We start from the raw sequence: 23,337 nt of genomic DNA, 5'->3' as shown, positions 1-23,337 counted from the left end.
GGTGAAAACCGTGTGACGAAAAAGGGAGTTGAGATGTTCTTCGGAATGGGCCGGGTCGCCGTGGGCGCCGCCCGCATCGCTGCCGCCTCCACTATGGGCGCGGTCGACGCGGTCGGGTCCCTGGCCGGCGGATCGCGCGGGGCGGTCGAGGCCGTCCGCGGGATGGCCGAGACCGGTCCGCGCCGCGCGCGCCGCCGCGTCTGGGCCGAAGACGGCCGGGCCCACATCGAAGTCAAGGGCCTGACCGGCGCCGGAGACCGGCACCACAGGCTGCGCGAACATCTCACCGGGACCCTGCGGGAGCTCAAGGGCGTGCGCTGGGCCGAGATCAACGCGGTGACCCAGCACATCCTGATCGACTTCGACGCGCAGGAGCTCGACGTCGAGGGCATCATCGAGGTCATCGAGGCGGCCGAGGAGGCGCACGAGACCGACGAGGAGACCTTCTCCCGCACCAAGCCCGAGCACCCCTCGGCCGACGCGCCGGTCAACCTCGCGATCATCTCCCTGGCCGCGGACGCCGTGGGCCTGAGCGTCGCGGTCGCCGGCCGCGTCATGCGCCTGCCGGCCGTCCCGCAGGCGCTGCGCGTGCCGCTGCTCATCGCCGAGACCACGCCGCGCATCCGGCACGTCGTCGAGGAGCGCATCGGCCGCACCCACACCGAAGCCCTGTTCGCGGTCAGCAACAGCACCCTCAACGCGCTGGCTCAGGGCCCTGAGCCGATCCTGATAGACAGCACGCACCACGCCCTGCGCTTCGCCGAAGCCCGCGCCCGACAGGCGGTCTGGCGCCGCCGCGAGCGCGAACTCGTCGGCGACGGCTCCGGCCTGCCGACCGAGGTCCGGCGCCGCTCCGAACGTCCCGCGCCCTATCCGGAAGGCCCCGTCGAAAAGCTCGGCGACCGCGCGGCCCTGGCCTCGCTGATGGGGGCCGCCGGCGTCCTGGCCGCCACCCGCGACCCGGGACGCGCCGGGGACCTGATGCTGGCCACGATGCCGAAGGCGGCCCGCCTGGGCCGCGAGGCGTTCGCCTCGATGCTGGACTGGGAGCTGTCGCGGCACGGCGTGGTCCCGATGGACGTCTCCAGCCTGCGCCGCCTGGACCGGATCTCGTTGGTGGCCGTCGATTCCTCGGCCCTGTGCACCGACCGCCCGCGCATCCTGAGCGCCGTGGCGACCGACCCGGCGACCACCGACCGGCAGATCTGGGCCGCGGCCGAACAGGCGCTCACCTCGCCCGACTTCACCGCCGCCGACCTCACCGCCCGCGCCGCGCCGCGCTTCACCGGCGCGGGCCCGTGGAGCATCGGCGAGTGGCGCTTCGAGAAGCCGCACGACGCGCTCGACGGCGCCATCGGCGGCCCGGTCGCGCTGACCCTGGACGTGTTGACTCCCGACGGCGAGCGCCGCGGCCGGGTCCGCGTCGGCGTCGAGACCGACCCGCTCGCCGACGCGCTGCTGGCCGCCGCGCGGGACGCGGCCGCGCACGTGGTCCTCACCGAGCACGACAGCGTCGGGGACCTGCTGCCCTGGGCCGACGAGGTGGTGGCGCCCGGTGCGCCGCTGGTGGACTACATCCGGCTGATGCAGCTCGGCGGCAGCGGCGTGCTGGTCATATCAGGGCACGATGACGACGCGTTGCACGCCGCCGACATCGGCGTCGCGGTGGTCGCCGAGGGCCGGCCGGTGTGCTGGTCGGCGGAGTTGTTGTGCGGACCGGGTCTGAGTCAGCCGTGGCGCGTGCTGCGGTCGGTGCAGACCGCGCGGCAGGTCAGCGAGCGCTCGGCGCGGCTGGCGGTCGGCGGGTCCGCGCTCGGCGCGCTGCTGGCGGTGACCGGACGACGCCGCCCGACACGTCCGCTGACGCTGAGCCCGGTGCACAGCGCGATGGCGGCGGCGATATTCGGCGGGACGTTGAGCGCGCTGCGCGTGGCGCGGCAGTCGCCGCCGGAGCCGTCGGTGCGCGGGAACTGGCACGATCTGACGGCGCGCGAGGCGTTCGAGCGCATAGAGCTGGCCCGATCACAGCAGTCGGTGGAGATCGCGCCACGCGGACGCGTCACCGCGCTCACCGACGCCGGACGCGAAACGGTGCGGCTGTTCACCGGTCTCCCGCTGGCATCGCAGACCACTCAGTTGGTCGGCGCGGTCGCCGAGGAGTTGCGCGATCCGCTGACTCCGGTGCTGGCGCTGGGCGCCGCGGCCTCGGCGATAGTCGGGTCCGGCGTGGACGCGCTGTTGGTGACCGGCGTGATGGCCGGCAACGCGGTGATCAGCGGGGCGCAGCGGATGCGTGCCGAGCAGGCGCTGCGGCGGCTGTTGATGGGTGAGCAGATCGTGGCGCACCGCGTCGAGTGGCAGCCTTCTGATATCGCTGTGCACGGCTCCGGCGACGCCTGGCTCGCAGGGCTCGACGACGCTCCGATCCTCGACGTGCCGGCCGACGGGCTCCGGGTCGGCGACGTCATCCGGCTCGGCCCGACCGACGTGGTGCCGGCCGACGTGCGCCTGCTGACGGCCCAGGACCTGGAGGCCGACGAGTCCAGCCTCAACGGCGAGTCGCTGCCGGTGGCCAAGCTCCCGGCCGCGACGCCGGGCGCGGACCTCGACGAGCGCGCGTGCATGCTCTACGAGGGCTGCACGATCCTGGCCGGCAGCTGCTTCGCGCTGGTCGTGGCGGTGGGTCAGGACACTGAGGCGGGACGCGCGGCGGCGGTCGCGGGCTCGGCCCCACCGCCGGCCGGCATCCAGGCCCGGCTGGCCGAGCTGACGCGGATCGCGTTGCCGGCGGCCGGGATCGGCGGGATCGCGGTGACCGGGCTGTCCGCGCTGCGCGGCGTGCCGCTGCCGCGCGCCGTGGCGTCCGGGGTGGCCGTGGCGGTCGCGGCGGTGCCCGAGGGGCTGCCGCTGGTGGCGACGGTGGCGCAGCTGGCCGCCGCGCGCCGGCTGTCGCAGCGCGGGGTGCTGGTGCGCTCGTCGCGCACGCTGGAGGCGCTGGGCCGCGTGGACACGGTCTGCTTCGACAAGACCGGGACTCTGACGCAGGGCCGGCTGTCGGTGACACGGCTCGCGGACCTCGACGGCGACCTGCCGCTGGACGGCGAGGAGGGCGGCCGGCTGCTGCGCTACGCGGCGCGGGCCTGCCCGGCGGTCGAGGAGGGGGCGGCGCGCCGGCTCGCGCACGCCACCGACGGCGCGGTCGTGGAGGCCGCGCACATGTACATCGGCCGGGACGAGCAGTGGAACCTCATCTCGGAGCTGCCGTTCGAGACCACGCGCGGCTACGCGGCGTCGGTCGGGACCAACAGCACGCGGCTGACGCTGGCGGTCAAGGGCGCGCCAGAGACGATCATGGACGTGTGCACGCAGCTGCGCTCGCGGGACGGCGGTGTCAGTCCCCTGACTGCCGCGCGCCGTCGCGACGCGGTGGCGGCGACGGCCCGGCTGACCGGCAAGGGCCTGCGCGTGCTGGCCATCGCCGAAGCCCACCCGGTGGTCGAGGACCTGGCCGAGCTCGACGTGGCCGCGCTGGTCACCGAGCTGACGCTGATCGGCTTCGTGGCCATCGCCGACACCCCGCGCCCCACCTCCGCGCGGGCGATCACGGACCTGACCGCGGCCGGCGTACGCATCACCATGATCACCGGCGACCACCCGAACACCGCGACCGCCATCGCCGAGCAGCTGGGCATCCCGGAGGCGCACCTGGTCCTCACCGGCCCGGAGTTCGACCGGCTGAGCAAGCGCGAACGCGCCGAGCGCGTCACGCACACCACGGTGTTCGCCCGGGTGTCGCCGGAGCAGAAGGTGCGCGTCGTCCAGGCGCTGCGCGAGGCCGGGCGCATCGTGGCGATGACCGGCGACGGCGCCAACGACGCCGCGGCGATCCGGCTGGCCGACGTCGGCATCGCGATCGCGGGCCACGGCTCGGCCGCCGCGCGCGCCGCCGCCGACCTGGTCCTGGCCGAACCGGACCCGGCGCGCATCACCGACGCCCTGCGCGAGGGGCGCACGCTGTGGGGGAACGTGCGCGACGCGGCGTCGATCCTGGTCGGCGGCAACGCCGGCGAGGTGGCGTTCACCGTCCTGGGCACCGCGATCTCGGGCCGCGCGCCGCTGGGCACCAGGCAGCTGCTGCTGGTCAACATGCTGACGGACATGCTCCCGGCCCTCGCGGTCGCCTTGGCCCCCGCACGCCCGAACAGCGGCGAGGACCCGCTGGCCTCCGGCCCGGTGGGCAACCTGTGGGACTCGGAGTTCCAGCGCACGCTAGCCGTCCGCGGCGGCGCGACAGCCCTCGGCGCGGGCCTGGCCTGGGGCATCGGCCGCGCATCGGGGCGCCCGCGCCGCGCGGAGACGATGGGGCTCGGCGCGCTGGTCGGCACGCAGCTGGGGCAGACGCTGCTGGCGGCCCGGCACAGCCCGCTGGTGATCGCCACGGCGGCGGTATCGGCGGTGGCGCTGATCGCGGTGGTGGAGACGCCGGGCGTGAGCCAGTTCTTCGGCTGCACGCCGCTGGGGCCGGTGGCTTGGGGGACGGTGCTGGCTTCGGCGGCCACCGCCACGGCGGCCGGTGTCGTGGCGCCTCGGGTGCTGGAGCGGGTGGGGTGGAAGGCGTAGCGCGAGCGGAAAGCTAGTCCTGCCAATAGAACAGCAGCTCAGCCACTGTCAGATCGCTCCGATGGCCGAAGTGGTACACGCACAGGTCGGTGACCCGGATCGCTGCGACATCCGCGTCGATCCATTGGAAGCCCGCGGTCTCCAGAGCTGTCCGGGCCGCGGGATCGGGATCGCCGGAGTACTCGGTCGCGTAGCGTCCCAGGGTGCTGACGGCCAGGTTGCCGCTTCCGACGGTGACGACGTGGTACGTCCCGTCGCCCTGGTGGTGGTGCTGACCGGCGCTGACCGGCGGCTGCGGCTCGAGCCCGGCCGCGGTCAGCGCCGCGAGAGCGTGGTTCAGCTCCGCGGCTTCCGCGGCCTCGTCGCGCTCCGGCGGCGCCTCGGTGCAGATCAGCTCGATCCGCCAGCGCGGGTCGGTCCGGCGCTGGGAGCAGCCGGCGTACTCGCGCACGATCACGCGGCGCATGTCCTCGTCCAGCCCCGGAACCTCGATGCGGGGACGGCCCAGTTCCTCGTACGTGGCGCGGGCCTCGTCCTGATCTTCCGTCAGCTGGTAGAGGCGGTAGGCGGCCCAGAGCTTCGCTTCGTCCGTCGGCGCCTCGTCGCGGTAGGCGCGGAGCCGGGCGACGTCCTCGACCAAGGCCTGGGCCGTGTACGCGACAGCGCGGTCCTCGTCCGCCAGCGCATAACTGACGTCCAGCCCGCCGGCGGCCTGCAAGCGCACCTGAGCGATGCGCGCCTCAGGACTCTGCCCACCGATGTCGGCGAGGATCGTCTCCAGGCCGTAGCGCTCCACCAGCGCGTCCACGCCGGCGCGACCGAGCCGGCCCTCGTGAGCCCACGGCGAGGCGGCGAGGAACACCAGCTGGGGGACGGCAGTCCGATCGCCGAGCCGGCCGCGCGCCTGAAGGACCGAGGGCTTGGAGGCCTGCGACAGCTTCCCGGCCTCGTCCCGCAGCCAGGGCAGCAGTTCCTCCCGGTCGGCCAGCGCCTCCAGGAGCGCGGCACGGACCTCATTGACCTCACCGAAATCGCGGACCCGTGCGATCAGGTCGCCGACGTAGTCCTCCGGCACCCGGCCGACCAGGGCCAGCGCGCACAGCTGCCGCTTCCACCAGCCGTTGGACGCGTCGGCGGCGTACCGCGCGAGCTCGGTCGCGTCCAGTTCGAGCAGGCCGGAGTAGTCGCGGATCGACGCATCCGCGAGAGCTTCCTCGATATTCCGCACCAGCAGATGGTATGTGCCCGGTGATCGAGAAGGTCTCGTGTAACGCCAGGCGGGCACGCCGACACCGAACCGCATGCGATTCGACGACCTCCGGGCCCTGTTCATCAACTGCACGCTCAAGCGCTCCCCCGAGCTCAGCCACACGCAGGGGCTGATCGACGTCAGCGCGCGCATCATGGCGAAGCACGGTGTGACCGTCTCGCACGTGCGCGCCGTCGACCACGACATCGCCACCGGTGTGTGGCCCGACATGACGGAGCACGGCTGGGCGTCCGACGCCTGGCCGGGCATCCAGGAGCAGGTGATGGCCACCGACATTCTGGTGCTCGCGGGTCCGATCTGGCTCGGCGACAACAGCTCGGTGACCAAGCGCGTCATCGAGCGTCTTTACGGCAGTTCCGGGATCCTCAACCCCGCCGGGCAGTATGCGTATTACGGACGCGTCGGGGGCTGCCTGATCACCGGCAACGAGGACGGCGTCAAGCACTGCGCCATGAACATCCTCTACAGCCTGCAACACCTCGGCTACGCCATCCCTCCGCAGGCCGACGCCGGCTGGATCGGGGAGGCCGGTCCCGGGCCCTCCTACCTGGACCAGGGCTCCGGCGGGCCGCAGAACGACTTCACGAACCGGAACACCACGTTCATGACGTGGAACCTGATGCACCTGGCGCGGATGCTGAAGGACGCCGGCGGGGTCCCGGCATACGGGAACCAGCGCTCGGCGTGGGACGCCGGGTCACGGTTCGACTTCGAGAACCCCGAGTACCGGTAGGACGCGACGCGGTCGGCGGGGCGCCCGGCGCGTAAACGCACCGCGAACCCGAAACACCCCGATGGGCGATAGGGTTGGAGGGCCATGAGCTCAGATCCGCTCCGATCTGTTCGCGTCGACCATGTGCCCGTGTGCGGCGGGGGAAGTAAGGGACCTGTTATGAACGCCGACCCCGAGCCGGGGCAGCCGACGACCGTGCCCGATCCGACCGCGTCTGAGAAGACCCCGCCTGAGAAGACCCCGCCCGAGGCGGCTGAGTCTGAAACCACAGAGTCGACTGAGCCAGAGTCAGTCGACTCTGAAACGACGGAGCCCGAGGCGGCGGCGGAGACATCGGAGACGGAATCGGATACGGAACCGGAGCCGGAGCGCGAGTCAGCGTCGGAGCCTCTTGACCTCGAAGAGCCTGAGCTTGTCGAGTTCGAACCGGAACCGGAACCGGAACCGGAACCCGAGCTCGAATTCGAACCCGAACCCGCGATCCCCACCCCCCGCGCCGCCTCCACCCCCCTCGTCGCCGGCCGCTACCGCCTGGTCGCCGAGATCGGCGGCGGCGCCATGGGCGTCGTCTGGCGGGCCCGCGACGAGGTCCTGGGACGTGATGTCGCCGTCAAGGAGTTGCGGCCCGACCATGGCATGAGCGGCGCGCAGGTCCGCACTTCGCATCAGCGCGCCCGGCGCGAGGGCCGCATCGCCGCGCGCCTCCAGCATCCGAACGCCGTCGTCATCTACGACGTGGCCGAGCACGACGGCCGACCCTACCTGATCATGGAGTACGTCCCCTCGCAGAGCCTCGGGGACATCCTCGCGACCGGCGCGGTGCTCACGCCGACCGAGGTGACCAGCATCGGCGCGCAGCTGGCCTCGGCATTGACCGCCGCGCACGAGCGGGGCATCGTGCACCGGGACATCAAGCCCGGCAATGTGCTGATGACCACCGACGGCACCGTGAAGCTCACCGACTTCGGCATCTCCCGGGCCGCCGGCGACGCGACCGTCACCGCGACCGGGGAGATCCTGGGCACCCCCGCGTACACCGCGCCGGAGGTCGCGCAGGGGCATCCGGTCGCGTTCCCGGCCGACGTGTTCTCGCTCGGCGCCACCCTGTACGCCGCGGTCGAGGGCACCCCGCCGTTCGGCGAGGACCACAACGCCATGGCCACGCTGCTGCGCGTGGTCCGCAACGAGATCCGGCTCCCGAAGCGCTCCGGGCCGCTGACCGACACGATCATGCGGATGCTGAGCCCGGAGCCGGTGGACCGGCCGACGATGAAGCAGGTCTGGCAGGGACTGGACGCGCAGTCGTTCAAGCCGCTGCCGGTCGCCGACATCCGGGTTTCGGCCCCGGTGACGAAGGCGTTCGAGGCGCCGTCGCCGACGCTCGTGGTGACGGATCCGTTGTCCGCGAAGCGCATGGCGGCCTCGTCCGAGACGGCCTCGAAGGCGCCGTCCGCCGGCGCGGCGCCGGTACCGACACCAGTGCCGATCCTGGAGCCGCTGCCGACTCCCACGCCGACCCCGAGCTCGATATCGTCCCGGGTCACGGCGCCGAACGCGCCCTCGGACCCGACCGAGGACCCGACCTCAGCCTCGGCCCCGGCCGCGGCGTCGACCGCCCCGCCGACCTCGGCCCCGTCGACGTCCACGACGCCGACCACCTCGTCGGCCAAGCCCTCGGCCACGTCGTCGTCGGCGGCCGTCCAGGGCGCCACACCGACCTCGGCCATGACCGCGCCGCCGACCCGGAACACCGCGAAGTCGGCGCCGGCACCCACCCCGGCGCTCACCGGCGCGGAGTCCGCCGCGAACACCCCGCCGCCCCCGACCTCCGACCACCCGGCCGTGAGCCCGACGTCGCCGCCGCCCGAGGGCCGCTCGCGCAGCCGGATGCCGCTCGCGATCGCGATCTGCGTCGTCGGCACGGCGGTCTTGATCGTGGCCATCGTCGTCGCGATGAACTCCGGCGGCGACTCCTCGCAGAACCAGCCGGTCGCGCACGGCGCGACCACGTCGAAGCCGTCGAGCCCGACCAAGCCGACGACGAGCTCGGGCCAGGCCGCGGCGCCGTCCGGCACCCCGTCGGGCCCGCCGACCTCGGGCTCGACCGCCGGCTCGACCTCGGCCTCGACGTCCGGCTCCGCGACCACGTCGTCGTCGACCCCCACGTCCTCCGCCTCCACCCCGTCGACCGCGCCCACCGACGTCGCGACCCAGCTGAGCCAGTTCGTCACGAACTACTACGGCCTGCTCCCGGGCAACCTCAACGCGGCCTGGCCGCAGATGACAGCCGCCTACCAGACGAACGTGGCCCGGGGCTTCGGCAACTACCAGTCCTTCTGGAACGGCTACCAGCAGGTCACGATCTCGGATGTGGTGGCCACGCCGCCGTCCACGGTCGTCGCGACCATCCACTACGTCTCGAAGGACGGCACGCACAGCGACGAGCGCACGTCCTTCGGCCTGGTCAAGGACGGCACCAGCTGGAAGATCGACACCAGCCACGTCATCGGCTAGCCGATCAGGCGCCTGACCCGCAACCGGTCAGGCGCCTGATTCGCAGGCGACAGGACCGTCAGGCGCCTGCTTCAGGAACCCCCGCCAGCAGGCTCTCGGCGATGAACCCGAGCACCTTGTCGGTCAGCAGCCGAACGTCCTCCTCCGGCGCCACCCGCAGCGGCCCCTGCTCGATCAGCACCGCCAGCCCGTGCACCGTCGACCAGACCGGGAACTCGACGCCCTCCCGCCGCCGCGGGTCGAGCAGGCCGGCCTCGACCAGTTCGTCCAGCACGTCCCGCAACTGGCCCAGCGGCGTCCGGTCCGAACCCGCCGCGTTCTCCGGGACGAAATAAGGGTGCTGCTCCGGCACGGCGAAGGCCGTGGCGAACAGCTTCGGCTCCTCGCGCGCGAACGCCAGATACGCCGTGCCGACCGCCGCCATCCGCCCGAACGCGGCATCGGCGTCGCCGCGCTCCCCCGGCACGGCGGCCACCGCCGCGGCCATCCGCGCGCCGAGCTCGGCCATCGCCGCCGCGCACACCGCCGCCAGCAGCTCGTCGCGGTCGGCGAAGTGCCGGTAGGCGGCGTTCGGCACGACCCCGACGATGCGGGTCGCCTCGCGCAGCACCACGGCGTCCGGGCCGCCGGCCCGGGCCAGCTCCAGGCCGGCGGCGATCAGGCCCTCGCGGACCGCGCCGCGCGGGCGCCGCGCCGTGGTCCGGGGTCCGGGGGCAGTCCGGGAACCGGCCGTCGAGCTGGGGTTCTCGGCGGCTGATCGCTCGGTGCTCATGCGCTCACGATATCAATGTGGACAGCGTCCACCTCACCGAGTTAACGTGGACAGTGTCCACAACAGGCTCGCCCCGACTCCGACCGAACGGAGATCACCGTGTCCAGAATGGCTCCCCTCCTGGAGAACAACGAATGGTCCGCGCACGGCTTCACCCCGGTGCCGCTCAGCCCGCCGGCCGCCCAGGTCATCGTCGTGACCTGCCTGGACCACCGGCTGGACCCGGCCCGGATCCTGGGCCTGAACCCCGGTGACGCCCCGGTCATCCGCAACGCCGGCGGACGCGTCACCGAGTCCGTCATCGCCGACGTCGCCTACCTCGGCTTCCTGGCCCGGCAGGTGTTCGGCGTCGAAGGCCCGCTGTTCGAGATCGCGATCATCCACCACACCCAGTGCGGCACCGGCTTCCTGGCCGATCCCGGCTTCCGCGACCAGGCCGCCGAGGCCACCGGCGTGCCCGCGCCGACGCTGGCCGCCAGCACCGTCGACGACCCGTCCGTGACGGTGAAGGAGGACGTCGAGCGTCTGCTCGGCTCACCCCTGCTCCCGCTCGGGACCACCGTCTCAGGGCACGTCTACGACGTGGACACCGGACGGGTCGCCATGGTGCTCGACACGCCTACCGGAACGTGAACCGGTCGACGAGCAGGTACGTCCCGCTCTGCTTGACCAGCCGGATGGTGTGCACGCCGGGCGTCAGGCCGTCGAGGTGGTAGACGACCTGCTGGACCTGCCGCGTCGGGTTGGCGCCGCTGACGGTCTGCCGGAGCTGGCCGTCCACGTACACCGCGATGTCCCCTTCATCAGCGTTCTTCTCCGTCACGACGTCGACGCCGGTCCCGGACCACGTCGCGGTGACCGAATCCCCGTTGCCGGCCGTGTAGTGCACGCCGTCACCGTAGTCCCCGACACCGCGTCCGCCGCTCACCGCCCACGTTCCGCAGTAGTGCAGCGAGACGTCGGTGTCATCGATCGTCTTGTCCAGCTCGTAGCCGTCGATGGTGGCGTAGCTGCCGGACTGCTTGGTGAGCACGACGGTGTGAGCGCCGTAGGGCAGGTTCGACACCTGATACACCGGCTGCTGGACCTGGCGCGCGCCGGTGGTCGAGGTGTCGACGGTGCCGGCGGCGGTGCCGTCCAGGGTCACGCCGAGCGTGCCCTGGTCGTTGTTCCGTTCGCCGAGGACGCGGATGCCGGTTCCGGTGAAGGAGAAGGTGGCGCTGTCCCCGTTGGCGGTGGCGGCGTGCACGTCTTCGCCGAGGTCGCCGTAGTCGCGTCCGCCGTAGGACTGCCACGAGCTGCCGGTGTAGGTGATCGTGCCGGGCGCCAGCAGCGAACCGACGGCGCCGTCGTTGACCAGGTCGGCCTCGGGGATGGCGAGGTTCTTGTACGCGGGCTCCAGTCCGGCCGCGGCGGCGATGCTCTGCGCGCCGGCGGGCCATGCGCCGTTGGTCACGTAGGTCATGGTGGTGATGGGGACGTTGGTCCCGTTGTTATAGAGACGGGTGACATCGCTGTAGTTGTCGTGCAGGGAGTCGTCGTGGATCGTCGGGGTCCACATGTTGGCCCAGTTCCCGGCGGGCTGGCTCACCACGTTGCCGCCGACGTCCCACCAGGAACTGCCCTCGTCCAGATAGATGCCGTGGCAGCCGGCGCTGGTCGCGGTGCAGGTGCTGAGGACGTTGCCGCTGAAGGTGGAGTGGACGCTGCCGTCGCCCTGGCCGCCGAGGGTGTAGACGAGGCCGCCGTCGTTGAGCACCTGCATGACGTCGTGGACGTAGTTGCCGGTGATGGCGTTGCCCTGGGAGTAGATGGTGCCGTGGCGGTCGCCGCCGTTGGTCGAGGCCCAACCCCAGCCCCAGCCCAGGGAGATGCCGGAGTAGGGGGTGTGGCCGATGTCGTTGTGCGCGAGGGTGACGGCGCGGCCGTTGCCGACGAGGATGCCGACGCAGTCCTGGTATTCCTGGCCGACGTAAGAGATCGCGTTGTCGGAGACGGTGTCGCCGGAGGTCATGAGCGCCGGGTCGGCGAGGTAGAAGTCGTCGAACTCGCCGACGCTGACGCCGCTGCCTGAGGTGTCGTAGATCCGGTTGCCGGTGACGGTGCTGTCCTGGGTGCCGTTGGCGAGGTCGACAGCGGTGCCGCCGAGGTGGGAGAAGGTGCCGCCGGATATCTCGATCCGCTGGCCCCGGCTGACCTGCACGGCGGCGCCGACACGGCCGGCCACCGCCGGGGTGCCGGTCCAGGTGACGCCGGCCTGGTTGTCGCGGTAGCCGTCCGGGCCGCTGGCGCCGAGCCAGGTGGCGTAGGAGAAGGTGATGCCGCGCAGAGCGATGTCGTGGACCGGGGCGATGGCGGCGGTGATCGGGACGTAGCCGTCGATCAGGAGGTAGGTGCCGTCCTTCTTGACCAGCCGCACGGTGTGCGCGCCCTGCGACAGGCCGGTCTTGGAGTAGACGACCTGCTGCGCGAGGCGTTCGGCGGTGCGGTTGGCGGTGACGGTGCGGTCCAGGACGCCGTCCACGTAGACATCGATGTCGCCTTCGTCGTTGTTGGCCTCGGACAGGACGTTGATCCCGGTGCCGGTGAAGGTGATCGTCGCGGAGTCACCGTTGGCGGTGGCGTAGTGGACGTCGTCACCGAGGTCGCCGTAGGTACGGCCGCCGCTGGTGCCCCAACTACTGCCGGTGTAGGCGATGCTGGGGTCGGTGTCGTCGACCGGGGTCAGGTGCCCGGGGGTGCCGGCCAGGGAGACCAGGGTCTGGGCGGTCGGCAGCTCGACGTCGGCACTCGCCAGGTTCTCACCGGCGCGCGGGATGTAGTACACGTATCCAGCTGCGGAATCGAGGTAGAACTGGCCGGGCGCGGACAGCAGCGCGTAGTTGTTCTCGATCCAGCTGATCGAGTCCAGGCCCGGAGATCCGCCGCCGTTGTAGGGGAAGTAGCCCGAGGGGTACGGCGGGGCGCCGGCGTTACCGAAGCAGGGCTGCGCGAGCGTGAACGCCGAGCCGCCGCCGGCCGCCGGGGTAATCGCGGTGACCGGGCACCGCAGCTCCTTCCAGGCGTTGAGGTGGACGATCTCGACGCCGGCCGGGTTGGACCAGCTGAGGTACTGCGGATCGGCGGTGGTGAAGCCGGTCGCGGTGACCGTGAACCCGGCGGGGTTCACCGCCCCACGGGCGCGTTCGGCACGGACGCCGTTGACGAACAGCTGGCGCGACTGTGTCCCGGCCGGGACCACGGCGCGGTAGACGCCCTTGCCCGAGTCAAAGAGCTGCCACCCGGAGACCTTCCGGCCGCCGGAGAACACCGGCTTCTCCCCCGGATACGCCTGCCAGACGACGGTGTGGCCGTTGGCGCCGGAGTCCGCCGGGGTGAACGACAGCGGGGAGGACAGCTGGTAGGTACCACCGCGCAGGTCCACGGTGATGTCGCCGGTCATGGCCGGCACCAGGGTCCGCACCGTCTGCTGAACCTTGGCGAGCGAGCACGGGTTGTCGAGCGTGCACGAGGCGCCGTTGCCGCCGGGGCTGGCGTAGAGGGTGGTGGCGGCGGCCCTGGCCTTGGCCGCCGCCGCAGTGGCCTGATGTGCGCCGACGGGCACCAGAGCCGCGGCGACGAGCGCCGCGCCGGTCCAACTGAGCAGTATTCGTCGCAAAGACATCCGATGACACTCTCCCGGAACGTGGGGTTTTGGCGGAACTGTGCGCGATCAGGGTGCGTATTCATTGGATGTTTTAGCAACACGTTCGCAACCTGGCAATCCCCTGCGGCCTCTCACCTCCGCCCGACCCGGTACTTCGACTACTGGGGGATCACAGACCCGCAACCGAGATTGCCAATCCAGATTTATCAATCTAGATTGTCCATATGGACTCCCCCCGTGTGGACGACCTGTCCACCGCGCTGTTCAGCGCGATCAGCCTCGTCGTGCGCCGCTTGCGCCAGACCGCCGCGCCCGGCGAGCCATCGCTCCCGGAGCGCTCGGCGCTCGCCCGGCTGGACCGGAACGGCCCGGCCACCGCTGCCGACCTGGCGCGGGTCGAGCAGATCAGTCCGCAGGCGATGGGCATCACGCTGGCCGCGCTGGAGGAGCGCGGGCTGGTCGAGCGGCGGCGGGACGAGGAGGACCGGCGGCGCTCGGTGACCGTCGTGACCGAGGCCGGGCGGGAGGCGCTGCGGCTCAAGCGCGGTGCGCGGGCCGCGGCCATTGCGGCCGGGCTGGCCGATGGGTTCACCGATGAGGAGCTGCGGATTCTGGCCGACGCGGCGCCCCTGATACAGCGCCTCGCGGAGAAGATCTGATGGCGGTCGCCACGGCTGCGGTGCCGACCACCGACAAGCGCTACCAGTGGGTCGCGCTGACCAACACCACCGCGGCGATGTTCATGTCCGCCCTCGACGGCTCGATCGTGCTGATCGCGCTGCCGCCGATCTTCCGCGGCATCCACCTGGATCCGCTGGCGCCGGGGAACATCGTCTACCTGCTGTGGATGATCATGGGGTACCGGCTGGTGCAGGCGGTGTTCGTGGTCACGCTCGGGCGGCTCGGCGACATGTTCGGGCGCGTGCGCACGTACAACGCCGGGTTCATGGTGTTCACCATCGCCTCGGTGTTGTTGTCCTTCGATCCCTTCGACGGGACGCACGGCGCGATGTGGCTGATCGGCTGGCGGCTGCTGCAAGCTGTCGGCGGCTCGATGCTGACGGCCAACTCCGCCGCCATCCTCACCGACGCTTTCCCGCCCGAGCGGCGCGGGTTCGCGCTCGGTATCAACCAGGTCGCAGCGCTGGCCGGGATGTTCATCGGGCTGGTGGCCGGCGGGCTGCTGTCGGCGTGGGACTGGCGTGCGGTGTTCTGGGTGAACGTGCCGGTCGGGGTGTTCGGCACGTACTGGGCCTACCGGCGGCTGCGCGAGACCAGCCGGGCCACCGGCGGGCGGATCGACTGGTGGGGCAACGTCACCTTCGCCGTCGGGCTCGGCTCGGTGCTGATCGGCGTCACGCAGGGCCTGCAGCCGTACCACGGCAGTGCGATGGGCTGGGCGAACCCGACCGTGATCGCGCTGCTGAGCGTGGGTGTCGGGAGCCTGATCGCGTTCTACTTCATCGAGTCGCGGATCGCCGAGCCGATGTTCGACCTCTCACTGTTCAAGATCCACGACTTCACCGTCGGCAACGCCGCCTCGCTGGCGATCTCGGTGGCGCGCGGCGGGCTGCAGTTCGTGCTGGTGATCTGGCTGCAGGGCATATGGCTGCCGCTGCACGGCTACGACTACAGCGACACCCCGTTGTGGGCCGGCATCTTCCTGCTCCCGATGACCGTCGGCTTCCTGATATCCGGGCCGGTGTCCGGCTACCTGTCCGACCGCTTCGGCTCGCGCGGGCTGTCCACCGCCGGCGCGGCCGTGTTCGGCTCCAGCTTCATCGGCCTGATGCTGCTCCCGGTCCAGTTCCCGTACTGGGCCTTCGCGTCTCTGATCGCGCTGAACGGCATCGGCAGCGGCATGTTCGGCGCCCCGAACACGTCGTCCATCATGAGCAGCGTCCCGGCCAGCAAGCGCGGCGCCGCCTCCGGGATGCGCGCCACGTTCCAGAACTCCGGCACCGCGGTGTCCATCGGCGTCTTCTTCTCGCTGATGATCGCCGGCCTGGCCGCCCGGCTGCCGCACACGCTCACCACCAGCCTGCAGGCGCAGGGGGTGTCGGCGCACGCCGCGACGCAGATCGGGCACCTGCCGCCGGTGTCCTCGCTGTTCGCCGCGATGCTCGGCGTCAACCCGGTCGAACACCTCCTGGCCGGCGCCAACGCCCTGAACTCGCTGACCCCGGCCGCGCACGCAACCCTCACCGGCCGCGAGTTCTTCCCGAACCTGCTGTCAGGCCCCTTCCACCAGGGGCTGATCGTGGTGTTCTCGGTCGCCACGGGACTGTCCGTGCTGGCGGTGATCGCGTGCCTGCGCCGGGGGAAGGGGCTGAACGTCAAGGAGGAAATCGCCGACAGCGACGCGTGATCCGCTCCCGTTCGGACCAATGCCCGTCCTCCTTCCGCGTGGCAGGTGGTTGACACCCGGCGGCGCCGGATACACCGGGGAGCATGACGAACCCGCCCTCGACGCTGACCACCGACCGCGCCGAGGAGGAGCCGACCGGCAGCGACGCGGGGTATCAGAAGACGCTGGCGAACTTCCAGATCCAGATGATCGCCTTCGGCGGGGCGATCGGGGTCGGGCTCTTCCTCGGCTCGGCGGGGGCGCTGCACCGGTCCGGTCCGGGACTGGTGCTCGCCTACGCACTGGCCGGGGTCTCGGCGTTCTTCGTGATGCGCGCGCTCGGGGAGCTGGTGCTGTACCGGCCCACGTCCGGGAGCTTCGTGGTGTACGCCAGGGAGTTCATCGGGCCGTGGGCCGGCTACGCCTGCGGGTGGATGTACTGGCTGAACTGGGCCATGACCGGCGTCGCGGAGCTCACGGCCGTCGGGATCTACATGCACTACTGGTTCCCGGCGCTGCCGCAGTGGCTCTCGGCGCTGGCCGCGCTCGGCGTGCTGCTCGCGGCGAACCTGGTGTCGGTGAAGGTCTTCGGCGACCTGGAGACCTGGTTCGCGCTGTGCAAGATCCTCGCGATCCTGGTCTTCCTGGTGGTCGCGGTCGCGCTGCTGCTCACCCACGCCGGGATCGGCACCCACCACGCGGGCTGGGCCAACGTCTCCGCCCACGGGGGGATGTTCCCCAAGGGGACGTGGGCGGTGCTGGTCAGCCTGCAGTCGGTGGTCTTCGCGTACGCCGCGATCGAGCTGGTCGGCATCACCGCCGGGGAGACCGCGGAGCCGCGCAAGGTCGTGCCGAAGGCGGTGCGCGCGGTGGTCTGGCGCATCGCCGTGTTCTACGTCGGGTCGATCGGGCTGCTGGTCCTGGTGCTGCCGTGGACGGTGTACCACGAGGGCGAGAGCCCGTTCGTGACGGTGTTCTCGATGCTCGGGGTGCCGGGCGTGGGCGGCGTGATGAACTTCGTGGTGCTGACCGCCGCGCTGTCGTCGACCAACTCGGGGCTGTACTCCACCGGGCGGATCCTGCGCGCGCTGGCGGAACGCCACGAGGCCCCGCAGTACGTCTCGCGGATGAACAGCCGCGGCGTGCCGCACGGCGGCATCATGCTGACCGCGGCGGTGTACCTGGCCGGCGTGCTGCTGAACCTCGTGGTGCCCTCGCGCGCGTTCGACATCGCGACGTCCACGGCGTCGCTGGGGGTGCTGACGACCTGGGCGACGATCCTGGTGTGCCAGGCCCGGCTCAAGGCCGCCTCGGAGCTGCCGGGCAGCCCCGTGCACCGGCCGGGGTTCCGGATGCCGGGGTCGCCGTGGACGAACTACGCGGTGCTGGTGTTCCTGGCCGGGGTGCTGGTGTTGATGGGAGACAGCTCGGACGAGCGGCCGGTGCTGGCTTCGGTGCCGGTGATCGTGCTGGTGCTGTGGGCGGGGTGGCGGGCGATCAAGCGGCGGTTCCCGGTGGATGTGGGGTAGGGCTCAGGGGTAGGGCTCAGAGGTAGGACTCAGGACGCGACGGTGTTCATCGCGAACCACCCCCGCAGCGCCCCGGCAGCCTGATCCACCGCGTGCCGGGCCGCGTCGACCGCCCCGGTCATCGTGAAGAAGCCGTGCACCATCCCCTCGTACCGCGTGAGCTCCACGCTGACCCCGGCCGCCGCCAGCCGCCGCGCGTACGCCTCCCCCTGGTCGCGCAGCGGGTCGTACTCGGCGGTGATGATCAGCGCCGGCGGCAGACCCGACAGGTCCGGCGCGAGCAGCGGCGAGGCCAGCGGGTTGAGCGCGTCGGCGTCGTCGGCCAGGTAGTGCTTGCGGTACCAGGACACCGAGCGGTGGTTGAACAGCCACGGGTCGACGTTCTCGTACATCGAGCCCTCGGCCGCGAGCTGGTCGGTGTTGGGGTAGACGAGCAGCTGCCCGGCCAGCTCCAGCTTGTCGTCGCGGGCCAGCAGCGCGGCGACCGCGGCCAGGTTGCCGCCCGCGCTGTCGCCGGCGACGGCCAGGGCGCCGGCGTTCGTACCGAACTCGTCCGGGTGCGCGGCGATGTGGCGCAGCGCGTCGTGGCAGTCGTTCACGGCGGCCGGGAAGCGGTGCTCGGGCGCCAGCCGGTAGCCGACCGCGACGACCTGGACCCCGGCCAGGTTGGCGAGCGAGCGGCACACGCCGTCGCTGGTGTCCAGGCCCCCGAGCGTCCAGCCGCCGCCGAAGAAGTACAGCAGCGTCGGCAGCACCGCCTCGGCGCTCGGGCGGTACACCCGCACCGGGATGTCGCGCCCCTCCGCCGGCACCATCCGGTCGACCACCTCGTGCACCTGCTCCGGCTCGTGCGCCTCGGCCTGGATCGACGCGAGGTCGGCGGCCCGCGCCTCGGCGAGGCTGAGGGTGTAGAGCGGGGGCGCGGCGGCCTGGACTCGGCGCTCGCGCATGGCCTGGATCTGGGGATCGAGGGGCATCAGGGTTCCTCTTCGGGTGGAGCCGGAGCGGCTGATGGCTGATGGGGTGTGGTGCGGTGTGCCATCGTGCGGTCGAGCTGGCGGGCGGCTTTACGGTCTTGCGGCCGGGCTAGTGGGCGCTCACGCCGTCCACGTGGTCTGGCTGACGGATAGGTGGATGCGGCGGACGGAGGAACCTCCCGAGCGCACGGATCGTCTCGGTCGCGGCGACGGTCTGCGCCCGCGCGTTGCCGTGCAGGCCGTCGGCGCTGGTGGAGTCCATGGCGGTGGCGATCGGGTGGCCGGCGAGGTCGATGTGGAGGGTGCCGGCGGCGGCCGCGACGGCGTTCGTGCGGGCGCCGAGCGCGGCCATGCGCTCGGTACCGGTCGGGCGCAGCCAGGAAGGCAGGCTCGGGTAAGCCGGGCGCACGAATATCGAGACCGTGATGACCATCGCTCCACACTCTTGCAGAGCCCTGATAATCTCCGCCAGCTCTCCGTCCACTGCGTCCGCACGCGCTTCATAGCCGGGACGTAGCGCGTCGTTGGCGCCACAGGCGACCAGCGCCAGATCCGGGGCGAACGCCAGCGCCGGTTCCACCTGCCCCTCGCGCACCTCGTGCGCCCGCAGGCCGCGCTGTCCCAGGTTCAGGTAGGCGAGCCCGGGCCGGGCGCTCGCGAGCTCGGCGGCGACCCGGTCGGCGTACGGCATCGTGCTATAGCCGGGCACCGTGTCCGCGACGCCCTCGGCGATGCTGTCGCCGAGCACTGCGAAACGCCGCCACGGATGCCCTGCGAGCAGCGCCCCGGCCTCGCCGACACGCAGGCAGTACGGATCAGCGGCCTCGGTGAGAACCGTCACGGCAGCCACTCGTTCACCTCGACCCGGAACTCATCGGCGCCGGCCAGCGCGACAGCGGCCCGGAAGCCGGCCGGCACCTCGACGTCCGCCACCCGATACGCCGCCGAAGCGAGCTCGACGGTCCCGCCCGGCGGCGTCAGCAGCGGCAGGACCTGCGTGAGACGCCCGCCGGCGGCCTTGGTGACGGCCTCCTTGCGGGCCCACAGCCGCGCGAACGCGTCGGCGGGATCGGCGGCATCGGCGACGTCCCGCGCCTCAGACGCCGGAAAGTACCGTCGCGCCATGCCGAGCACATCCAGACCGGGAACGAGCCGCTGGATGTCGGCACCGACCGCGCGCTCGCGACAGACGGCGATCAGGCACCGGCCGCCGGAGTGCGAGAGGTTGGCATGGATCCCGGTCCACGGCCCGACCAGCTCCGGCTTGCCCTGCGGACCGACCCGCCACTGGAGCTCGGCGGGCGGCGCGCCGAGGCATTCGCCGACGATCCGCCGAGTGGCGCCGTGCGCGATCACGAACCGGCGGCGCGCCTCGGCTGTCGAGAAGCGGACCGCCCGGCGGCGCTCCTCGGCGTCGAGGGTGGCCAGCAGCTCCGCCGCCGCTGATGAGGGGACGTCGCCGACCAGCCACGCCGAGGCCACCTCGCCGCTCACGGCAAACCCGGCCGCCGGGTCGACCCCGGCTACCGGCCCGGCTACCGGCCCGCCCCCCACCCCGATCACAGCACCCGATCCCGCACAAGCTTCCCCAACCGCCGCACGCCCTCCTCGATCCGAGGCGGCTCCAGCGCACTGCACGACAACCGGATCGCCCGCTCGCCCCCGCCGCCCGCGTAGAAGAACCCCATCGGCGTCCACAACACGCCGTAGTCCCGCGCCGAGACCTCCACCAGCGCCTCGTCCGCCGCGAAGGGCACGTTCAGCACCGCGAAGAAGCCGCCGCTCGGGGTGTTCCACGTCATCCGCGGGTCACCCTCGAACTCCAGCTCCAGAGCCGCGAGCAGGGCCCGCATGTTGCGGCGGTAGAACTCCGTCTTGGCCCGGTTCGCCGACCGCAGGCTGTACTCCGACTCCACCAGCACGCCGCCGACCACCGCCTGGGCGATCGGCGCGGTGTTCACCGTCAGCATGCTCTTGACCGTCGACAGCTCCTCGGCGAGCAGCGAGCGGCGACCAGAACCGTCCTCCACCACCTGGTCGGCGACCAGGAATCCCACGCGCGCGCCGGGGAAGACCGACTTCGCGAACGACCCCAGGTACATCACCGACTGCTCGCGGTCCAGCGACTTCAGCGTCGGCCGGGGTTCGTCGTCGAGCCCGAACAGGCCGTAGGGATCGTCCTCCACGATCAGCAGCTCCGCCTCGGCGGCCACCTCCAGCAGCCGCCGGCGCACCGCCACCGGCATCGACACGCCCGAGGGGTTGGCGAAGTTCGGCACCACGTACAGCCCGCGCGGCCGCCGTCCCGACTCCCGCACGTCGCGCGCCACGCGCAGCACCGCGTCGGGGTCCAGGCCGTCGGCCGCCTCCGGCACCGGGACGACCTCGATCCCGAGGATCCGCGCGGCCCCGGTGAAGCCCACGTAGCAGGGCTCGACGGCGAGCACCACGTCCTCGGGCCCGGCGCACAGCCCGCGCAGCGCGATGATCATCGCCTCCTGACACCCGGCGGTGACCATCACCGCCTCGGCCGGCACGTCGATCCCCTCGTCGACGGCCAGCGTCCGGGCGATCAGGTCCCCGATCACGCCGTTGGTCCGGCCGTACTGCAGCAGCGTCCGGTCGATCGCCGAGCCGGACAGCCCGGTGCTCGCCAGATGGTCGCGGTAAACCTGCAGATACCGCTCGATGTCGTCGGCCACGTAGAACCCGTCGTACGGCCGCCCGGCCGCCAGCGACACGGCGTCCGGGAACCGGGCCGCGACCTCGTTGAGGAAGTTCATCGAGGCCGCGGCCGGGTCCCGCACCGCCACGTGCAGCTCTTCACGCCGCCACTGCATGCTCTACAGCTCCGTCCGCGCGTCGAATCCGAACCGCACCGCGCTGCGGTCGATGACCTCCAGCGACGGCCGACCGGTCAGCGCCATCGTGTGCGCCAACTCCCCGGTCGCCAGGTCCAGGAGCCCTGCGACCCCGGCCGCGCCGCCGACCGCCAGCCCCCACAGCACCGGACGTCCCAGGAACACCGCGGCCGCGCCGAGCGCCAGCGCGGCGAAGGCGTCGCCGCCGCTGCGCACCCCGCCGTCGAACATCACCGGGCACGCCCCGGCCACCGCCCCGACCACCTCCGGCAGCGCCACCAGGCTCGGCACCGCGCCGTCCAGCTGGCGTCCGCCGTGGTTGGAGACGATGATCGCGTCCGCGCCGTGCGAGACCGCGAGCCGGGCGTCCTCGGCGGTGAGGATCCCCTTGAGCACGATCGGCAGCTCGCTGCGCTCCCGCAGCCAGGCCAGATCGGCCCACGTCACCGACGGGTCGATGGCCTGCGCGGTGTGCACGGCCAGCGCCGACGTCCCCGCGCCCCGCAGGTGCGCCGAGGCCATCAGCGCCGCGTCGAGGTTCACCGCCGCGCAGTCGGGGCCGACGGCGAAGCCGTTGCGCATGTCGCGCAGCCGCCGCCCCATCCGCGGGATGTCGACGGTCAGCACCAGGGCGCGGTAGCCGGCCGTGGCGGCGCGGTCGATCAGTCCGACCAGCGCTTCCCGCTGGCGCAGCCAGTACAGCTGGAGCCACAGCGGGCCGGAGGCGGAGTGCGCGATGTCCTCCAACGTGCGGCTGGCGAAAATGCTCACCACGTACAGCGCGTCGGCCGCCCCGGCACCCTGAGCCGTCGCAACCTCGCCGTCGGGATGCACCAGCCGGTGGTAGGCCGTGGGCGCGATGGCCAGCGGCGTGCCGACCGTCGAGCCGAGGATCGCGGTCCGGGTGTCGCAGACCTCTGTGTCGACCAGGGCTCGCGGCCGCAGATCGACGCGGGTGAAGGCGTCCCGGTTGGCCGTGACGGTCCGCTCGGAATCGGCGCCGCCGTCGATGAAGTCCCAGATTTCGGGCGAGACCCGGGACTTCGCAGCCTGGAGGTAGTCGGTGAAGCACAGCAAAGGATCCGTGGTTTCGGGACCCGCACCGCTCCGCCGCCCTCGGACGTCGATCGCCGCCGTACACAGGAACCCGAGATCGGGATCGGAGTCGGCGAGCACGATGCGACGCTCCCCCGGCTCGGCCTCCAGCGCCGCGACCAGTTCCCACCAGACCCCGGTGTAGGGACGGCCCGGCGAGGCCAGCACCACGTCGGCGTGCCCGGCGAGCGCGTCGGCCTCGGCCTTGAGCACCGCGCCGAGGATCACCGTGCGCGCCTCGCCGAGCTCTTCGATCTCAGCACCCGGAGATCCCTCGCGCGCGCCGGCCCGCACCCGGACCGGTCCGAGCATCGCCACCGGCTCCGACGCGCTCGACCCGCCGGCCAGGCCGGACACCGATACCGACACCGGCACGCCGGCCTCGCCGACCAGCTCGTCGACACCGTCCTCGCCGCCGTCCCCGAACAGCAGCGCGACCCCGCTGTGGCCGGACGGCATCGCGGCCGGCACGCCGGGGTCGTAGGCGAGCCACGCCTGTTCGACCACCACGAGCAGCGCCCGCCGGTAGTCGCCGCTGCGCGCGTACTCGCGGATCAGCCGCAGTCCGGTGAACCCGGCCGCGGTGCCCTCGTCGCTGACCGCGAAGGCCATCGGCCGGCCGGGGCAGACGTGGCTCAGGTAAGTGGTGGTGGCCCGGCCCGGCGTGATGTCAGGGATCGCATACGCCATCACCAGCAGGTCCACGCCCTCCCCCGCGGGCACCGCCAGCTCGATCAGCGCCTCGGCCATCTCCCCGTAGGACTGCCCGCGCGGGGCCAGCGCCCCGGGGTTCAGCGCCAGGCCGTGCGGTTGCAGCAGATCGGTCAGGTAGACGTCGAGACGGGCCGTGTGCGCCTGGTCCTGGGCCAGGCTCGACGGCCCCGGGAACGCCAGCCGCACCGCGCGGCGGATCCCCCACCGGTCGACCGGCTCGGCGCGGCTGCCGGCTCCGCGTGGAACGGTTGTGTGCATT

Annotated in this window: 16 protein-coding genes; 7 read left to right on the top strand and 9 right to left on the bottom strand. The window is 72.2% G+C overall.

Annotated features, from left to right (window positions below):
* Positions 1-33 precede the first annotated feature (33 nt).
* Positions 34-4,620, top strand: a complete 4,587-nt coding sequence (locus tag ABH920_RS41515) for an HAD-IC family P-type ATPase (protein ID WP_370354808.1) — start codon at positions 34-36, stop codon at positions 4,618-4,620.
* Positions 4,621-4,633: 13 nt separating this feature from the next.
* On the opposite strand, the gene ABH920_RS41510 is transcribed toward ABH920_RS41515, so the two are convergent.
* Positions 4,634-5,848: a hypothetical protein gene (locus tag ABH920_RS41510; protein WP_370354807.1), complete on the bottom strand. Its 1,215-nt coding sequence runs from the start codon at positions 5,846-5,848 to the stop codon at positions 4,634-4,636.
* 73 nt (positions 5,849-5,921) lie between these two features.
* Between ABH920_RS41510 and ABH920_RS41505 the strand changes: the two genes are divergently transcribed.
* Entirely contained in the window at positions 5,922-6,623 is a 702-nt protein-coding gene (locus ABH920_RS41505) for a flavodoxin family protein (protein WP_370354806.1), read from the top strand.
* A 375-nt stretch (positions 6,624-6,998) separates the two neighbouring features.
* Here ABH920_RS41505 and ABH920_RS41500 read toward each other — a convergent pair whose 3' ends face one another.
* Complete coding sequence (locus tag ABH920_RS41500) at positions 6,999-7,256, bottom strand: hypothetical protein (protein ID WP_370354856.1); 258 nt, start codon at positions 7,254-7,256, stop codon at positions 6,999-7,001.
* Between ABH920_RS41500 and ABH920_RS41495 the strand changes: the two genes are divergently transcribed.
* A complete protein-coding gene (locus tag ABH920_RS41495) occupies positions 7,182-9,137 on the top strand; it encodes a protein kinase (protein ID WP_370354853.1) in 1,956 nt (651 codons plus the stop codon). The two genes, ABH920_RS41500 and ABH920_RS41495, sit on opposite strands and share 75 nt — an antisense overlap.
* Positions 9,138-9,195: 58 nt before the next feature.
* Here ABH920_RS41495 and ABH920_RS41490 read toward each other — a convergent pair whose 3' ends face one another.
* Positions 9,196-9,909: a TetR/AcrR family transcriptional regulator gene (locus tag ABH920_RS41490; RefSeq protein ID WP_370354805.1), complete on the bottom strand. Its 714-nt coding sequence runs from the start codon at positions 9,907-9,909 to the stop codon at positions 9,196-9,198.
* A 108-nt stretch (positions 9,910-10,017) separates the two neighbouring features.
* On the opposite strand from ABH920_RS41490, the gene ABH920_RS41485 reads away from it, so the two are divergent.
* Positions 10,018-10,542 carry a carbonic anhydrase gene (locus ABH920_RS41485; protein ID WP_370354804.1) on the top strand — a complete coding sequence of 175 codons (525 nt, stop codon included), beginning with the start codon at positions 10,018-10,020 and terminating at the stop codon, positions 10,540-10,542.
* Here ABH920_RS41485 and ABH920_RS41480 read toward each other — a convergent pair.
* The gene (locus ABH920_RS41480; protein WP_370354803.1) at positions 10,529-13,573 is read right to left on the bottom strand and encodes a hypothetical protein; all 3,045 of its coding nucleotides are present in this window, start codon (positions 13,571-13,573) and stop codon (positions 10,529-10,531) included. The two genes, ABH920_RS41485 and ABH920_RS41480, sit on opposite strands and share 14 nt — an antisense overlap.
* A 206-nt stretch (positions 13,574-13,779) precedes the next feature.
* Between ABH920_RS41480 and ABH920_RS41475 the strand changes: the two genes are divergently transcribed.
* The 3 genes from ABH920_RS41475 (at position 13,780) to ABH920_RS41465 (ending at position 17,431) form a co-directional block, all read left to right on the top strand.
* The gene (locus ABH920_RS41475; protein WP_370354802.1) at positions 13,780-14,214 is read left to right on the top strand and encodes a MarR family winged helix-turn-helix transcriptional regulator; all 435 of its coding nucleotides are present in this window, start codon (positions 13,780-13,782) and stop codon (positions 14,212-14,214) included.
* Positions 14,214-15,923 (top strand): MFS transporter, encoded by a 1,710-nt coding sequence (locus ABH920_RS41470; RefSeq protein ID WP_370354801.1) that lies wholly within the window; start codon positions 14,214-14,216, stop codon positions 15,921-15,923. Before ABH920_RS41475 ends, ABH920_RS41470 begins: the two co-directional genes overlap by 1 nt.
* 83 nt (positions 15,924-16,006) lie before the next feature.
* Complete coding sequence (locus ABH920_RS41465; protein ID WP_370354800.1) at positions 16,007-17,431, top strand: amino acid permease; 1,425 nt, start codon at positions 16,007-16,009, stop codon at positions 17,429-17,431.
* Between the two features lie 29 nt (positions 17,432-17,460).
* Here ABH920_RS41465 and ABH920_RS41460 read toward each other — a convergent pair whose 3' ends face one another.
* From ABH920_RS41460 to ABH920_RS41440, 5 genes are all read right to left on the bottom strand, one after another.
* Positions 17,461-18,408: an alpha/beta hydrolase gene (locus tag ABH920_RS41460; RefSeq protein WP_370354799.1), complete on the bottom strand. Its 948-nt coding sequence runs from the start codon at positions 18,406-18,408 to the stop codon at positions 17,461-17,463.
* 109 nt (positions 18,409-18,517) lie between these two features.
* Positions 18,518-19,258 carry an SGNH/GDSL hydrolase family protein gene (locus ABH920_RS41455; RefSeq protein ID WP_370354798.1) on the bottom strand — a complete coding sequence of 247 codons (741 nt, stop codon included), beginning with the start codon at positions 19,256-19,258 and terminating at the stop codon, positions 18,518-18,520.
* On the bottom strand, positions 19,246-19,971 hold the full coding sequence (locus ABH920_RS41450; protein ID WP_370354797.1) for a 4'-phosphopantetheinyl transferase superfamily protein: 726 nt from the start codon (positions 19,969-19,971) through the stop codon (positions 19,246-19,248). Before ABH920_RS41450 ends, ABH920_RS41455 begins: the two co-directional genes overlap by 13 nt.
* Positions 19,968-21,248: a PLP-dependent aminotransferase family protein gene (locus ABH920_RS41445; RefSeq protein ID WP_370354796.1), complete on the bottom strand. Its 1,281-nt coding sequence runs from the start codon at positions 21,246-21,248 to the stop codon at positions 19,968-19,970. The genes ABH920_RS41450 and ABH920_RS41445 overlap by 4 nt, the downstream gene beginning before the upstream one ends.
* A 3-nt stretch (positions 21,249-21,251) precedes the next feature.
* On the bottom strand, positions 21,252-23,336 hold the full coding sequence (locus tag ABH920_RS41440) for an alpha-hydroxy acid oxidase (protein WP_370354795.1): 2,085 nt from the start codon (positions 23,334-23,336) through the stop codon (positions 21,252-21,254).
* Position 23,337: the final 1 nt, after the last annotated feature.

Source organism: Catenulispora sp. EB89 (genome assembly GCF_041261445.1).
Classification (GTDB): domain Bacteria; phylum Actinomycetota; class Actinomycetes; order Streptomycetales; family Catenulisporaceae; genus Catenulispora.
This window is presented reverse-complemented; position numbering and strand designations above follow the sequence as displayed.

Coding starts and splice junctions, on each gene's coding strand:
- ABH920_RS41515 (WP_370354808.1), top strand. CDS start 34: ATGTTCTTCGGAATGGGCCGGGTCGCCGTGGGCGCCGCCCGCATCGCT.
- ABH920_RS41505 (WP_370354806.1), top strand. CDS start 5,922: ATGCGATTCGACGACCTCCGGGCCCTGTTCATCAACTGCACGCTCAAG.
- ABH920_RS41495 (WP_370354853.1), top strand. CDS start 7,182: ATGGGCGTCGTCTGGCGGGCCCGCGACGAGGTCCTGGGACGTGATGTC.
- ABH920_RS41500 (WP_370354856.1), bottom strand. CDS start 7,256: ATGGTCGGGCCGCAACTCCTTGACGGCGACATCACGTCCCAGGACCTC.
- ABH920_RS41490 (WP_370354805.1), bottom strand. CDS start 9,909: ATGAGCACCGAGCGATCAGCCGCCGAGAACCCCAGCTCGACGGCCGGT.
- ABH920_RS41485 (WP_370354804.1), top strand. CDS start 10,018: ATGGCTCCCCTCCTGGAGAACAACGAATGGTCCGCGCACGGCTTCACC.
- ABH920_RS41480 (WP_370354803.1), bottom strand. CDS start 13,573: ATGTCTTTGCGACGAATACTGCTCAGTTGGACCGGCGCGGCGCTCGTC.
- ABH920_RS41475 (WP_370354802.1), top strand. CDS start 13,780: ATGGACTCCCCCCGTGTGGACGACCTGTCCACCGCGCTGTTCAGCGCG.
- ABH920_RS41470 (WP_370354801.1), top strand. CDS start 14,214: ATGGCGGTCGCCACGGCTGCGGTGCCGACCACCGACAAGCGCTACCAG.
- ABH920_RS41465 (WP_370354800.1), top strand. CDS start 16,007: ATGACGAACCCGCCCTCGACGCTGACCACCGACCGCGCCGAGGAGGAG.
- ABH920_RS41460 (WP_370354799.1), bottom strand. CDS start 18,408: ATGCCCCTCGATCCCCAGATCCAGGCCATGCGCGAGCGCCGAGTCCAG.
- ABH920_RS41445 (WP_370354796.1), bottom strand. CDS start 21,248: ATGCAGTGGCGGCGTGAAGAGCTGCACGTGGCGGTGCGGGACCCGGCC.
- ABH920_RS41440 (WP_370354795.1), bottom strand. CDS start 23,336: ATGCACACAACCGTTCCACGCGGAGCCGGCAGCCGCGCCGAGCCGGTC.